This window comes from Macrococcus sp. 19Msa1099 (genome assembly GCA_019357535.2).
In the GTDB taxonomy this organism is placed as follows: Bacteria; Bacillota; Bacilli; order Staphylococcales; family Staphylococcaceae; genus Macrococcoides; species Macrococcoides psychrotolerans.
Genome location: CP079955.1, coordinates 100394 through 113945 on the forward strand (window position 1 = coordinate 100394; position 13552 = coordinate 113945).

14 protein-coding genes are annotated in these 13552 nt (G+C 34.6%); 12 read left to right on the forward strand and 2 right to left on the reverse strand.

The genetic code is table 11. The annotated features are described in order from the left end of the window. Nucleotides 1-13: 13 nt before the first annotated feature. The 5 genes from KYI10_00510 (at nt 14) to KYI10_00530 (ending at nt 3619) form a co-directional block, all read left to right on the forward strand. On the forward strand, nt 14-1174 hold the full coding sequence (locus tag KYI10_00510; GenBank protein ID QYA32969.1) for an ABC transporter permease: 1161 nt from the start codon (nt 14-16) through the stop codon (nt 1172-1174). After that, nucleotides 1171-2091: an ABC transporter permease gene (locus KYI10_00515; GenBank protein QYA32970.1), complete on the forward strand. Its 921-nt coding sequence runs from the start codon at nt 1171-1173 to the stop codon at nt 2089-2091. Before KYI10_00510 ends, KYI10_00515 begins: the two co-directional genes overlap by 4 nt. Before the next feature lie 4 nt (nt 2092-2095). Next, a complete protein-coding gene (locus tag KYI10_00520) occupies nt 2096-2785 on the forward strand; it encodes an ATP-binding cassette domain-containing protein (GenBank protein ID QYA32971.1) in 690 nt (229 codons plus the stop codon). Next, nucleotides 2772-2915 (forward strand): hypothetical protein, encoded by a 144-nt coding sequence (locus KYI10_00525; GenBank protein QYA32972.1) that lies wholly within the window; start codon nt 2772-2774, stop codon nt 2913-2915. Before KYI10_00520 ends, KYI10_00525 begins: the two co-directional genes overlap by 14 nt. A 68-nt stretch (nt 2916-2983) precedes the next feature. After that, nucleotides 2984-3619: an FMN-dependent NADH-azoreductase gene (locus KYI10_00530; protein ID QYA32973.1), complete on the forward strand. Its 636-nt coding sequence runs from the start codon at nt 2984-2986 to the stop codon at nt 3617-3619. Between the two features lie 45 nt (nt 3620-3664). Here KYI10_00530 and KYI10_00535 read toward each other — a convergent pair whose 3' ends face one another. After that, nucleotides 3665-5068 carry a protein adenylyltransferase SelO gene (locus tag KYI10_00535; protein QYA32974.1) on the reverse strand — a complete coding sequence of 468 codons (1404 nt, stop codon included), beginning with the start codon at nt 5066-5068 and terminating at the stop codon, nt 3665-3667. Nucleotides 5069-5208: 140 nt separating this feature from the next. Between KYI10_00535 and KYI10_00540 the strand changes: the two genes are divergently transcribed. The 7 genes from KYI10_00540 to KYI10_00570 all read left to right on the forward strand — a co-directional run bounded on the left by KYI10_00540 (nt 5209) and on the right by KYI10_00570 (nt 12585). Then, nucleotides 5209-6954, forward strand: a complete 1746-nt coding sequence (locus tag KYI10_00540) for an acyltransferase family protein (GenBank protein QYA32975.1) — start codon at nt 5209-5211, stop codon at nt 6952-6954. 58 nt (nt 6955-7012) lie between these two features. Next, nucleotides 7013-8764 carry a sensor histidine kinase gene (locus tag KYI10_00545; GenBank protein ID QYA32976.1) on the forward strand — a complete coding sequence of 584 codons (1752 nt, stop codon included), beginning with the start codon at nt 7013-7015 and terminating at the stop codon, nt 8762-8764. Further along, complete coding sequence (locus KYI10_00550; GenBank protein ID QYA32977.1) at nt 8761-9471, forward strand: LytTR family transcriptional regulator DNA-binding domain-containing protein; 711 nt, start codon at nt 8761-8763, stop codon at nt 9469-9471. The genes KYI10_00545 and KYI10_00550 overlap by 4 nt, the downstream gene beginning before the upstream one ends. A gap of 120 nt (nt 9472-9591) precedes the next feature. Beyond that, nucleotides 9592-10011: an antiholin-like murein hydrolase modulator LrgA gene (lrgA, locus tag KYI10_00555; GenBank protein ID QYA32978.1), complete on the forward strand. Its 420-nt coding sequence runs from the start codon at nt 9592-9594 to the stop codon at nt 10009-10011. Nucleotide 10012: 1 nt separating this feature from the next. Beyond that, nucleotides 10013-10720, forward strand: a complete 708-nt coding sequence (lrgB, locus tag KYI10_00560) for an antiholin-like protein LrgB (GenBank protein ID QYA32979.1) — start codon at nt 10013-10015, stop codon at nt 10718-10720. A gap of 139 nt (nt 10721-10859) precedes the next feature. Continuing rightward, nucleotides 10860-11909, forward strand: a complete 1050-nt coding sequence (locus KYI10_00565) for an FtsX-like permease family protein (protein QYA32980.1) — start codon at nt 10860-10862, stop codon at nt 11907-11909. 10 nt (nt 11910-11919) lie between these two features. Next, nucleotides 11920-12585 (forward strand): ABC transporter ATP-binding protein, encoded by a 666-nt coding sequence (locus KYI10_00570; protein ID QYA32981.1) that lies wholly within the window; start codon nt 11920-11922, stop codon nt 12583-12585. 46 nt (nt 12586-12631) lie between these two features. On the opposite strand, the gene KYI10_00575 is transcribed toward KYI10_00570, so the two are convergent. Continuing rightward, nucleotides 12632-13465: a YitT family protein gene (locus tag KYI10_00575; GenBank protein ID QYA32982.1), complete on the reverse strand. Its 834-nt coding sequence runs from the start codon at nt 13463-13465 to the stop codon at nt 12632-12634. Nucleotides 13466-13552: the final 87 nt, after the last annotated feature.

Here is a 13552-nt window from a genome sequence, read left to right on the forward strand (position 1 = left end):
AGGAGTGATAAATGTGAACTATAAGTTGTTTAACATTTATCACTCTTTTTTATATAAAAAATGGTATTTGCTGCTCTATCTATTGTTACTGTTTGCTACGATTGTCGGTGTCATGATGGTTATAACGTATACTCAAATGAAAGATGAGCGATTTCGTATTGGACTTGTCGATAATGATCAGTCTTCTGAGACACGATTAATCTTAAAGTCTATTGGAGATGGCAAGAGTATCGGCAATAATCTGGAACTTAAACAAATGCCGGAGCATAAAGCAGAAAGATTATTAAAACAAAATAAGCTGGATGGTTATTTTGTGTTAGATAAAGGAATGACAGATTCTTTCTATAAATATGGAACATTGCCGATATCCGTCTATACTTATGATAAGTCATCTGTAAGAAGTGTCGTGATTTATCAGCTTACAGATTCAGTATATAGTAGGCTGATGTTATCTATGGGTGGCATTAAAAGTTACAAAGTGCTGTATCCTGAAGCCTCAAGGGAAGAAATGCTTGAAATGATGACAGATATGCTTTTTACAGGATTGAATCGCAATGGTGCATTTGATGAACAACCTGTGAAACTATATAATTCATACGCATACTATACAGTGAGTGCAATATTTATTTCAATTTATTTATTCTATTTATCATTATTTTCAGTGCTTAAGATGAATCAAGAGCATGCACTGCTTGATCGTTTAAGTCTTTTAAGATTTTCAATCGAAAAATTAACATTTGCACGAAGTATCGTAACATTATTTTATACAATAAGTTTTACGGTTTTTATGTTACTTATTTCTAATATGATGATGAACTATAAGTTTGAATACTATAATTTACAAACGTTGATAATGATAATGGTCATATATTTAATATTAATTTCGGGACTGCTATTTTTCATAGACTGCTGCTTTACAGGGATGTTAAACATTTTATTTAAGGCAATACTGACAATAGTTATTATATTGTTCTCTGGTGCTACGATACCTTCTGTTTATTTTAAGGGGCACAATGATTTCTTGTACGAACAGCCATTCAGCTATATATTCAATCAACTCGTTGAACTGCTTCTCAATAATTATTTAATTGATCAACCAGGTTACTTATGGCTTTATTTAGTCCTTAGTGTACTTACTGCCTTTATCATCTGGGTATGGAGGTATAGAAGATGAAACCTCTTATTAATTTAATATTTTTAAAGCAATGGAAAGCGTATATAGTACTTCTGACAATCCTGATATCTGTAATATGCACTACACAAGTAGTGCAACAAGCTGTGAATCAAGTATTTAGTATGCCGATTGCAATACAAGATATGGATGAGACCCCAGAGTCTCGTAAGTTGATTGATAAAGTTAAGGATGCTCCTTTCATTAATACGCAATTAATCGAGAAAGATGAAGCCTATATTGATGATGTAATTAAAAGAAAAGAAGCGATTGTTGCTTTTACAATACCAGAAGGATTTTCAAAGCGATTATCAGAACATGACATGAGGGATGCGCTTCCGTTATTTTATAGAGATGACTTTGCGGGATCTATTGCCCAGGAAATTGTAAGTAAGGCACTATATGATGTGCAGATTCCATACATCGTTAAGAAGTATGTCGATAAAGATCACGAAGTCAATAGAGATAATGTAGTGCAAACATATAAAAAAGAAACACCAAAGAGCAAAATTAAACAGTTTGCAGTCAATCGAGTTGAATCACATTCAGTATCGATGAATTTTATAGTCAGTCTATTATTACTCTGTGCATCATTACAAATTGTATTACATCGAAATATTGCACAACACGCAGCATTATCGAGAATATTCATGTTTCCTCATACACGCATACAGTACCATTTATTATATGTGTTAATCCACACATTGCTTATTATGTTTTGTGTCAGGGCTGCGAGTATTATTCTTGATGCTCAGATGAGCTTATATTTTTATATTGTTGTACTCTTTACAGTGATCATTTATGAATATGTATTATCTGCACTGCTGATTTATATTAAGACGATAAGTCATAAGATGTTTATGACGGTAACTTTTTCTTTAACAATTATTACGGTATTAAATCTCTTACTGTTTGGGTGATATTATGATAACAATAGACAATTTATACAAGAAATATAAACGTAAAGTTATATTCGAAGGATTGAATACAACGTTTCGTGATAAATCATTGACCATGTTACTTGGTGAGAATGGTGCTGGAAAATCAACATTACTTCGCATGATTGCAGGGCTTGAAAACCAAGATGAAGGATACATCTTTTATAATGAACAACCATTAGATAAAAAACACATACATAAAATCCTTGGTTATATTCCACAAGATATTGCATTGTTTGAACATATGTCTGTAGATGACAACATTCATTTATTCAAAGGATTGAGTCAACAAGTATTAGATGAAGATACAATTAATCGATACAAGAAGCTACTTAATCTTAATGAAACGACAGCATTAATCAATACGTTATCAGGTGGGACGAAACGTAAAGTGAACTTACTGATCGGGCTCTTAGGGAAGCCAGAAATAATTATTTTAGATGAGCCGACAGTCGGCATAGATATGAAATCTAGATATGATATCCATCGCCTGCTTAATGAATTAAAGCAACACACTTTAATGATTATGACGACGCATCATATGGATGAGGTAGAGGCCATAGCAGACGAAATTAAATTAATTGGTAAAGATCCTTTCTACAAAGAGGTACTCGCAGACTCAAACTTGCATTTTGAAAATATGTTGAAAACAGAGGATGACAATGGAACAATTTAGTGAATATCTGGAAAGTATTCAAGATGCACAAAAAATCGAAAAGATTATTCGTTTCAATATTGAAGCCAAAAAGATGTCGATACGTTCTGGAGAAAATAATAAATTTTACACTTTGAAATTAATCGGTTGATTTTATTATATTATATGGTATATTAAATATACCGAGTATATTAATTAAATCAAAGGGAGTAATTTATTATGACAAAAGTATTATATATTACAGGTCATCCAAATGACGAAACAGTTTCAAATTCTATGGCAGCAGGTAAATCATTTATCGAAAGCTATAAACAATCAAATCCAGATCACGAAGTTGTGCATATCGATCTTTATGACACATTCATTCCATTAATCGATAAAGAAGTATTTGATGGTTGGGGTAAATTACAATCAGGTAAAGGATTCGAAGTGTTATCTGAAACAGAACAACAAAAAGTTGCTCGTTTAAATGAATTAAGTGACGAATTTGCAGCAGCAGATAAATACGTATTCGTTACGCCGATGTGGAACCTGTCATTCCCAGCAGTAGTTAAAGCATATATCGATGCTGTCGCTGTAGCGGGAAAAGCTTTCAAATACACAGCAGAAGGTGCTGTAGGATTATTAACAGACAAAAAAGCATTACTTATTCAATCACGTGGTGGTATTTATTCAGAAGGACCAGCAGCAGACTTGGAATTAGGTAACCGTTACTTACAAACAATTCTTGGATTCTTCGGTGTGCCAAGTGTTGAAGAATTAGTTATCGAAGGCCATAATCAAATGCCAGAGAAAGCAGAAGAAATTAAAGCAGACGGTGTACGTCGTGCAGAAGCATTAGGAAAAACATTTTAATATAAACGAATGAAGCGGAGAGACTGTAACAATCTCTCCGCTTTTTTATGTTCCGCAATATGTTTGATAGGGTCTATCTTTCGGCCCGGGCTGCTTATATCTATCAGCATGATCTGGATTAAAGGGCTGTGATAGTACTTGCAGTAAAGCTTTTACAGCAGATAAATCGCCGTGAATGGCATCATCTAAAGCTTCTTCTACAATATGATTTCTAGGAATCACAACTGGATTAACCTTACGCATCAATTGAATTGGATCTTTTTCGGTTTTGAGTCTATCTTGCCATTTCGTTATCCATGATGATAAAGATTCAAGTGAAGATGTTTCTTCATTTTGTAAAGCTAGAAAAGTATTTGTATAGTCCATTTCATGTTGCTCCATAAGCGATAACAGCTCATCAATCAGCACCATATCTTCTTCGCTCGGTGACTTAATACCGATTTTCTGTCCCATCATTGTTCTGTAATATACCGTATAGCTATGCTGAAACTTCTCAAGTGCGGACTCGGCTAGATGAATCGCTTCATGTTCATCAGTATGAATTAAAGGTAATAAAGTCTCGGCAAATCGAGTTAAATTCCATAACCCAATTGCAGGCTGATTGATATAAGCATAACGTCCTTGCATATCGATAGAACTAAATACAGTATGTGTATGATAATAGTCCATAAATGCACATGGCCCATAATCTATCGTTTCCCCGCTGATTGTCATATTATCAGTATTCATTACACCATGTATAAAACCAACAGACTGCCACTGTGCAATCAACTGCGCTTGTTTGTCGATTACAGTATCTAATAACTTCAAATACTTATTATTAGTGTGTATTAAATCAGGAAAGTGTCTGTCGATTGTATAATCTGCAAGTTCTTTTAAGTGTTCATATGCTGTACGGGCAGCATATTCAAATGTTCCTACTCGGATATTACTGTTAGCAGTTCTTGTAAGGACCGCACCAGGCAGCATGTTTTCGCGTAAAACTTTTTCTCCTGTTGAACAAATTGCAAGACTTCTTGTTGTAGGTATATTTAAGTGATGCATGGCTTCACTGATGATATATTCACGCAGCATCGGTCCGAGCGTAGCTTTTCCATCTCCAGAACGAGAGAAGCGCGTGGGACCAGATCCTTTAAGTTGAATATCGTATCGTTTATTTTGAGGTGTAATGTGTTCACCTAATATATGCTGTCTGCCATCTCCAAGCATCGTAAAGTTCCCGAATTGATGTCCTGCGTAGGCAGTAGAAAATGGACGTGTTCCATCAATAACAGTGCTTCCTGTTAATATTTCAGGGTGTGCCTTTAGTTGGAGAGATATATTTAGTTCACGAGCTAATCCATCATTAAATAGCACATATTCAGGATGAGAAAAAGAGTGTGGATTATTAATCACATAAAAAATCTCATTTAAATTCGTATAGGTTGTATCGAAGTTAAAAAAATTCATGAAGTACTCCTTTCATGGAATATTTAACAATATTTTCAATGAAATTTAACATTTTAATATTGTTGTTAATTGATAAAGCGTGTATTATTAAGAATGTGTAACAAATATATTACAGAATTGTTAAAAGGATGGCTAGACATATGAATCGAAAATATCTTCCTGGATTAGATGGGATTAGAGCAATTGCAGTTATTGCGATTATAATATTTCACTTAAATCCAAAATGGCTGCCCGGGGGGTTTCTTGGCGTTGACACTTTCTTTGTCATATCTGGTTATTTAATTGCAATGTTATTGATAAACGAATATGAAAAAACTGGAACAATCAATATTCTCCAATTCTGGATACGCCGAATGAAACGACTTTTCCCACCGGTATTATTTATGATACTTATCGTGATTCAATATATCATATTTTTTGATCAATCGTTATTATATCAACTTAAGAAAGATGTTATTGCAGCATTATTATATATTTCGAACTGGTGGTATATATTTGATGGACTTAGTTATTTTGAAAGTTTTGAAGCTAGACCACTTGAACATTTATGGTCGCTTGCCATCGAAGAACAGTTCTATTTGTTATTTCCGTTAACATTGATGCTACTCCTTAACAAATGGTCTAAAAAGAAAATACTGCTATTATTTTTTGTTGTTTCTATATTGTCAGCGATATTGATGTTAACACTCTATGACCCTGCTGCAAATGTGTCGCGTATATACTTTGGTACGGACACGCGTCTTCAGACATTGCTGTTAGGAGTAATGTGTGCATTTATATGGCCGGCATTTAAATTGAAGCAAGATGCACCGAGAATTTTAGTAGTCATCATTGATTTTCTAGGCTTCATAGGTTTAATAGTCTTAATGTATAGTATCTATAAGCTAAATGAGCACAGTGCATTTTTATTTAATGGTGGATTCTATATACTTGGGATCTTTACATTATTGATTATTATGGCAGCAGTTCATCCATCATCTATAATGAGCAAGCTACTTGGTATAAAGCCGCTGACGGTGATTGGGAAATATTCATATAGCTTATATTTATGGCATTATCCGGTGATAGTATTGATGCAAAAACATTTTGTTCAAGGGCAAATTCCTATTTATATCCATATTTCATCTGTGATGCTCACAATCGTGCTGGCAGTATTGAGCTATAAGTTAATTGAACGTCCATATCGATTAAATGGTTTTAAAGTATTTACAATAATGTCTATTAAATATTTTATTACAGTTATTGTAACTTTGTATTTATGTATTTCTACACCTTACTTATTATCTGTCGTTAAAGCCGAACAACCGCAAATGCATCATGAAATTACGAAGACACTATCTAATATTCCTGACATAAAACGTATTAGCCCATTGACACCGGATGAAACGACCGAACAATTAGTGAAGAATGCTACGCCGTTACTTATCGGTGATTCTGTACTTGTTGATATAAATAATCAATTGAAAGAAGTATTGCCGAATGCTACTGTAGACGGCGAAGTAGGGCGAAATATATATAAAGCATTGAATGTTGCCGATAAATATCACTCATTTAATCATAAGGATGGAGTCGTCATCCTATTTATCGGAACAAATGGAGATTTTGAGGATGTTCAGATGAACATTTTGTTATCTAAATTTGATAAAGCGCAAGTATTTCTTGTGACTTCCAGAGTTCCAAAAGATTATGAAGCACACGTTAATGAAGAGATGTATAAAGCTGCTCGTTTATATAAGAACGTCCATATTATTGATTGGTATGAAGCTTCACAGGGCCATACAGAATACTTTGCACCTGATGGTATACATCTTGAGTATCCAGGGAGTAAACGTATGGTGTCGCTAATATATGAAGCACTTATTAACTTCGAAGAAAATAGGGAATAATATTTCTTTTTCTGACAAGCGCTAATTGTTCACGTTATAATGATGGTGGAGGTATATTATGTTTAGTTTGTTTATTCTATTGTTAGAGCGTGTTGGATTGATTATTATTGTCGCATATTTATTGATGAACGTCCCTTACTTTAAGAAGATGATGTCTGAACGCTCAAAGTTATCTTCTCAAATACAATTATTAATCGTATTTGGTTTATTTGCAGCTGTATCCAACTTTACAGGTGTTGAAATACGTAATAATGAAATATTATCAAGCCAGATATTCAGTAGGATATCAGACGATGCAGTTATTGCGAATACACGCGTACTTACAATAAGTGTTGCGGGCTTAATAGGTGGACCTATTGTCGGTATCGGAGTTGGGATTGTATCAGGAATTACTCGTTATCTAATTGGTGGGATAGATGCATATACATATGTTGTATCATCGGCACTTATTGGTCTTGCTTCGGGGTATTTCGGTTATCGTGCGATGAAAAATAATCGTTATCCTAATGTCTTTACTGGAGTAATACTCGGTGCAATTATGGAAGTTATTCAGATGATCTGTATCATTGTTTTTGCTTCGAATACAGAATATGCCTTAGATATTGTGAAACTCATTGCTTTACCGATGATACTGATTAATAGTTTGGGTGTTGCTATATTCTTGTCCATTATTATTTCTACAATTCAGCAGGAACAACGTATGCGTGCTGTACAGACGCATGATGTATTGAACCTGGCGAATCAAACATTACCTTATTTCAGAGCTGGATTGAATGAAGTATCTGCGACACAGGCAGCGCAAATTATAAAAGACTTAATGAAAGTATCGGCTGTATCAATCACTAATAAGACGGATATATTAGCGCACGTCGGAGCAGCAAGTGATCATCATGTGCCGCGCAAGAAAATTATTACTGACCTGTCGAAACAAGTTATTAAATCCGGTGAAATTAAAGAAGCACATAATAGGCATGAAATTGGTTGTACGCATCCTGGATGCCCGCTTGAAGGTGCGATTGTTATCCCTTTATACGTACATAACGAAGTAACAGGCACATTAAAACTGTACTTTACCGATAGCAATAAATTAACTTATGTCGAACGACGCCTTGCTGAAGGATTAGCGAATATATTCTCAAGTCAGATTGAACTCGGTGAAATAGAAACGCAATCTAAATTATTGAAAGACGCGGAAATTAAATCATTACAAGCACAAGTGAATCCACATTTTTTCTTTAATGCGATGAATACAATATCAGCGCTTATCCGTGTAGATAGCGAGAAAGCAAGAGAACTTCTGCTTAATTTAAGTAACTTTTTCCGTTCGAATTTACAAGGCGCAAAAAGCACGAGCATCACAATTGAAAAAGAAATTCAACAAGTAGAAGCTTATTTATCGCTGGAACAAGCACGATTTCCCGAACGTTTTAACATTCATTTTGATATAGATGAAGGGTTAAAGTATGCAAAAGTGCCGCCATTTATCATTCAAATATTAGTTGAAAACGCATTTAAACATGCGTTTCATAATAGAAAGTCTGGTAACGATGTTTACGTAAAGGTGAAAGAAGGACATCAGACAATTGAAATATCAGTAGAAGATAATGGATTTGGTATTCCGGAAGAAAAACGCGTGCATATCGGACACAATGAAGTTGCGTCTACTTCCGGGACCGGGAGCGCACTTGAGAACTTAAATAAACGTCTTATTGGATTGTATAATAGCAATGCGCGACTGAATTTCACGACAAGTGATACAGGTACTAAATTTTATACATCTATACCTTTAGAGAGGGAGGAAGATGCATGAGAATATTAGTTGTAGATGATGAACCCCTGGCAAGAAATGAATTGCGTTACTTACTCAATAACATTGATGGTACATTAGTTATTGATGAAGCGGATTCTATAGAAGAAACATTGACCTCATTATTATCAGAAACGTATGAATTGTTGTTTTTGGATATCAATTTGATTGATGAAAGTGGCCTTGAACTTGCTGAAAAGATTAACAAGATGAAGCATCCGCCTAAGATTGTCTTTGCTACAGCACATGATAGTTTTGCTGTGAAGGCGTTTGAATTGAATGCATTAGATTATATATTAAAACCATTCGAACAAAAGCGTATTGAGGCAGCACTTAATAAAGCAAAAGTCTCATCTATAAACACAAATCAAGAGTCGAAATTGCCAACCTTATCGATACAGATCGATGACAAAATCTATGTCATTAATATACAGGATATTATCGCCTTGTATGTAGAAGAAGGGCAATTAAATATCGTCACTGTAAACTCAGAATATGCGATTCATGAACCATTAAGTGCATTTGAAAAGAAGCTTCCAGAGAATGTATTTATGCGCATACATCGATCTAGTATTATTAACAAGCATCATATTAAGTCAGCAGAACAATGGTTTAATTACACCTATCAAGTGAAGTTGACGAAAGACATAAAATTACAGGTTTCAAGATCATATATAAAGCAATTTAAGCACGAAATAGGACTCGAATAATTTGAGTCCTATTTTTTTGCATTTCAGCATATGATTTTTGCATTTCATCGTGAAAGCTCTCACAAATCAATGTTTAAGCGGTATGATGTACTCAAGATAAAACACGGGAGGTCATTTAAAATGACAAAAGAAAAAACATATAATTTCTTTCATCAAGTATCAGTAATCTCAGTTGTGTTACTTATTTCCAAGATGATTGAAAGCTTCATGCCAATTCCAATGCCTGCATCAGTTATCGGACTTATACTGCTCTTCATCTGTTTATGTACTGGAATTATAAAGCTCGGGCAAGTAGAAACCGTTGGAACCGCACTTACAGATAATATCGGACTGTTGTTCGTACCAGCAGGAATCTCAGTAGTAAAATCATTAGGACTAATAGCTGAAAATCCAATATTAATATTAGGTCTGATCTTTATCTCAACCTTATTATTACTATTATGTACAGGATTCTTCTCTCAGATAATCGTGAAGATGACAGAATCAAAAGTAGAAGAGCCAAAAGAAACAAAAAACTTAAAAGGAATAGAGGTGCGCTAATATGACATTACTTGACCATTTAGGTATTAACTCTGTATACTTCGGAATATTATTAACGATATTACCTTTTATGTTAGGTCAATATTTATTCAAGAAAACAAATGGCTTTTTCTTATTTGCACCACTCTTTGTCGGAATGGTGTTCGGGATTGCATTCTTATCTATAACAGGTATCAGCTATGACACCTATAGTAAAGGTGGAAGTATTATTAGCTTCTTCTTAGAACCTGCAACGATTTGCTTCGCGATTCCTCTTTATAAAAAGCGCGACGTATTACAAAAGTATTGGTTACATATCATCGGTGGTTTGTCACTTGGTACAGCGGCTGCGATGTTAGGTATATATGGAGTAGCAAAACTATTTGGATTTGGTACACAGATTATTGCATCAATGTTACCTCAAGCAGCAACAACAGCGATCGCTTTACCAGTATCTGCTGGTATTGGTGGGGTGCCAGAACTGACATCATTGGCAGTTATTCTAAATGCAGTGATTATTTATGCCCTAGGAAATAAAATGCTGCGTTTCTTCAAAATCTCTAATCCAATTGCAAGAGGTCTTGCACTTGGTACGAGCGGACACGCACTAGGGGTGTCAGCAGCAACAGAACTAGGAGAAACGGAAACGTCTATGGCAAGTATCGCACTCGTTCTTGTAGGTGTTGTAGTGGTTGTTATCGTTCCGATATTAACAAGTATTCTCCTTTAACAATTAGATATAAAAATTAAAAATATATCATCAATTCACACACCGAGACAAATATGTCTCGGTTTTTTTAGGTGGAAATTCTTATGCAAAATTAAAATAAGTAGTATGATATGAATAGACATATATCAGGAGGTAGGCAATGTTTTTAGCGTGGAAAGAAGTGATACATAACAAATTGAAATTTAGTCTGATTATCGGTGTACTCGTGCTTGTGTCCTATTTGCTGTTTTTAATTTCTGGTCTTTCTAATGGACTTATGGGAATGAACCGTGAAGCTATTGACACATGGAATCCTGACGCGGTGATTGTGACAAAAGAATCAAATCAGAACGTTGCGCAGTCGATTATGGATGAAGATGCTATAGAGGGTAAATTTGATAAAGTCGCAGGTGTAAAAAATTTACCTGTCATTATTGCTAAAGGCAATAATAAACAGAATACATTGCTATTTGGAATAAAGAAAAATGAGTTTTTAAAACCAAAAGTGACAGAAGGAAAACTGTTTAATAAAAACTTTGAAGTCGTTGCCAATGATTCCCTTAAAACGAAAGGATTTAAGCTTGGTGACACGCTAGATATCGCAGGGAGCGATGAAGATTTAAAGATTGTCGGTTTTACTCAAAACTCAAAGTATAATGCTGCAGCAGTATTATATGCGAATGATGCTACATTAGACCAGTTATCTATGAATAAATTAAAAGGTAAAGAAAATGCATTCTTTGTTAAAGATAAAGCGTTTAAAGATAAAGTGATCGATAACGATCTACAAATGATTGAGAAAGAAAATTTTATCAAAAAGCTTCCTGGATACACAGAACAAAAGTTGACACTGGATATTATGAGTTATTTCTTATTTGCGATATCAGCATTTATTATCGGTATATTCTTATATGTCATTACAATCCAGAAAGAGCCTGTCTTTGGTTTGCTTAAAGCGCAAGGCATTAGCAACAGTTTTCTCGCAAAATCATTAATGATTCAAACACTTATTCTATCAATTATCGCAGTATTGATTGCCTTATTGCTGACGATAGGTACAGCTATGATTATACCTGACGTGGTGCCGATCAAGTTTGAATGGGATAAAATCGCAATCTTTGGATTAACAATTATGATTACAGCAATCATCGGTGGACTCTTCTCGATTCGCTCGATTCGAAAAGTAGATCCCCTTAAGACGATAGAGTAGGAGGGATAATATGATTCTTGAAATGAAACAAGTGCGTAAAAGCTTTGGTAAAGAGCAAACATATGTTGAGGCGTTGAAACCAGTAGATTTTAGTATAGATAAAGGGAAGCTCGTTGCAATTATCGGACCATCAGGTTCTGGAAAGAGCACATTATTGACGATTGCAGGTTTGCTTCAAGGTCCTACAGAAGGTGAGATAATCATCAACGGAAAAGATGTTTCAAGCTTTAGTGAAAAGAAGCGCTCCAAAGTAAGATTGAACGAAATTGGATTTATTCTTCAAGCTTCTAACTTAGTACCTTTCTTAAAAGTAAAAGATCAATTTAAATTGCTGGATAAAGTAAAGAAAGATCATATGTCTGAGGGAGAGTTAAAGCATGAGCTTGAACATCTTGGTTTAAGTAAAGTGTTGAATCAATTACCAAATGAACTCTCAGGCGGTCAGAGACAGCGCGTGGCAATCTTAAAAGCATTATATACAAACCCTTCAATTATACTAGCAGATGAACCGACAGCAAGTTTGGACGGCGAGAAAGCCATAGAAGTAATCAAGTTATTAAGAGAAGAAGTGAAATCAAAAGATAAAGCAGGTATCGTTGTAACACATGACCATCGTTTATTAGAATATTTCGATGAAATTTATGAAATGAATGATGGAAAACTGACAAGGAAATAACCATAAAAATAATCCATAAGCGATTTAAGCTTATGGATTATTTTATTTAACTATTTCTCGCAAAATTGCCATGGACTTCTGTCGTTTGGTATACATTAATAAAGCATTTAGGATCATTCTCTTTTGCGATACGAATCACTTCAGGCAACTCATAACGAGTGAGCACCATCGTAATCATATGCTGCTTATTGTTAGAGTAACCCCCTATTACTTCAGTGATGGTGATACCGCGATAAATTTCGTCGATTAGTCCTTGTTTAACAGCATTGACGTTAGACGTTACAATTGTAGCAGTCAGCTTGATATGAGAAGTGAAAATCATATCAACGGTCTTACCCGTTATATAAATAGATAATAGGGTTAATAGAGCAATATTCCAGTTAAAGAAGAAACCAGAGCAAAGAATGATGATACCATTTAATATTGTCATGACTAGCCCTATAGACATATTACTATGCTGGCTAATAATCATGGCAACAATATCCATGCCGCCAGTAGTACCAGAATGCTTTAATATGATACCAACCCCGATGCCGACTAAGACGCCGCCGAATATAACATTCACAAAAAGTTCATGAGAGACTTTAGTGATAGGTATAAATGTCATAAAGAGAGAGATAAATATTACGCTGAGTACAGTATTAGCAATAATAGAACGATTTAATTTCCATATCCCAAGAAATATCAGGGGTATGTTGAGCAGTAAATTTAAGACTCCTGCATCAAAATTTGTTAATATATGCAGCAACAATGCAATACCACTGACACCACTACTAAGCACTCCGTGAGGTAATAAGAACAAATTGAATGCTACTGCAATTAGAAATGAACCTATTATTGTAATGATTAATTTAAATAGAATATGATTTTGATACTTCATTAAAAAACCCTTTCCTACATAATAATTACTATTATAACAAAGTACATATAGCTATAAAAGCTCGAACAGCAGTTCACTGTCCGAGCT

Excerpts from the sequence above, each read along its gene's own strand:
- KYI10_00515 (QYA32970.1), top strand. The coding sequence starts at position 1,171 with ATGAAACCTCTTATTAATTTAATATTTTTAAAGCAATGGAAAGCGTAT.
- KYI10_00520 (QYA32971.1), top strand. The coding sequence starts at position 2,096 with ATGATAACAATAGACAATTTATACAAGAAATATAAACGTAAAGTTATA.
- KYI10_00525 (QYA32972.1), top strand. The coding sequence starts at position 2,772 with ATGGAACAATTTAGTGAATATCTGGAAAGTATTCAAGATGCACAAAAA.
- KYI10_00530 (QYA32973.1), top strand. The coding sequence starts at position 2,984 with ATGACAAAAGTATTATATATTACAGGTCATCCAAATGACGAAACAGTT.
- KYI10_00535 (QYA32974.1), bottom strand. The coding sequence starts at position 5,068 with ATGAATTTTTTTAACTTCGATACAACCTATACGAATTTAAATGAGATT.
- KYI10_00540 (QYA32975.1), top strand. The coding sequence starts at position 5,209 with ATGAATCGAAAATATCTTCCTGGATTAGATGGGATTAGAGCAATTGCA.
- KYI10_00545 (QYA32976.1), top strand. The coding sequence starts at position 7,013 with ATGTTTAGTTTGTTTATTCTATTGTTAGAGCGTGTTGGATTGATTATT.
- KYI10_00550 (QYA32977.1), top strand. The coding sequence starts at position 8,761 with ATGAGAATATTAGTTGTAGATGATGAACCCCTGGCAAGAAATGAATTG.
- lrgA (QYA32978.1), top strand. The coding sequence starts at position 9,592 with ATGACAAAAGAAAAAACATATAATTTCTTTCATCAAGTATCAGTAATC.
- lrgB (QYA32979.1), top strand. The coding sequence starts at position 10,013 with ATGACATTACTTGACCATTTAGGTATTAACTCTGTATACTTCGGAATA.
- KYI10_00565 (QYA32980.1), top strand. The coding sequence starts at position 10,860 with ATGTTTTTAGCGTGGAAAGAAGTGATACATAACAAATTGAAATTTAGT.
- KYI10_00570 (QYA32981.1), top strand. The coding sequence starts at position 11,920 with ATGATTCTTGAAATGAAACAAGTGCGTAAAAGCTTTGGTAAAGAGCAA.
- KYI10_00575 (QYA32982.1), bottom strand. The coding sequence starts at position 13,465 with ATGAAGTATCAAAATCATATTCTATTTAAATTAATCATTACAATAATA.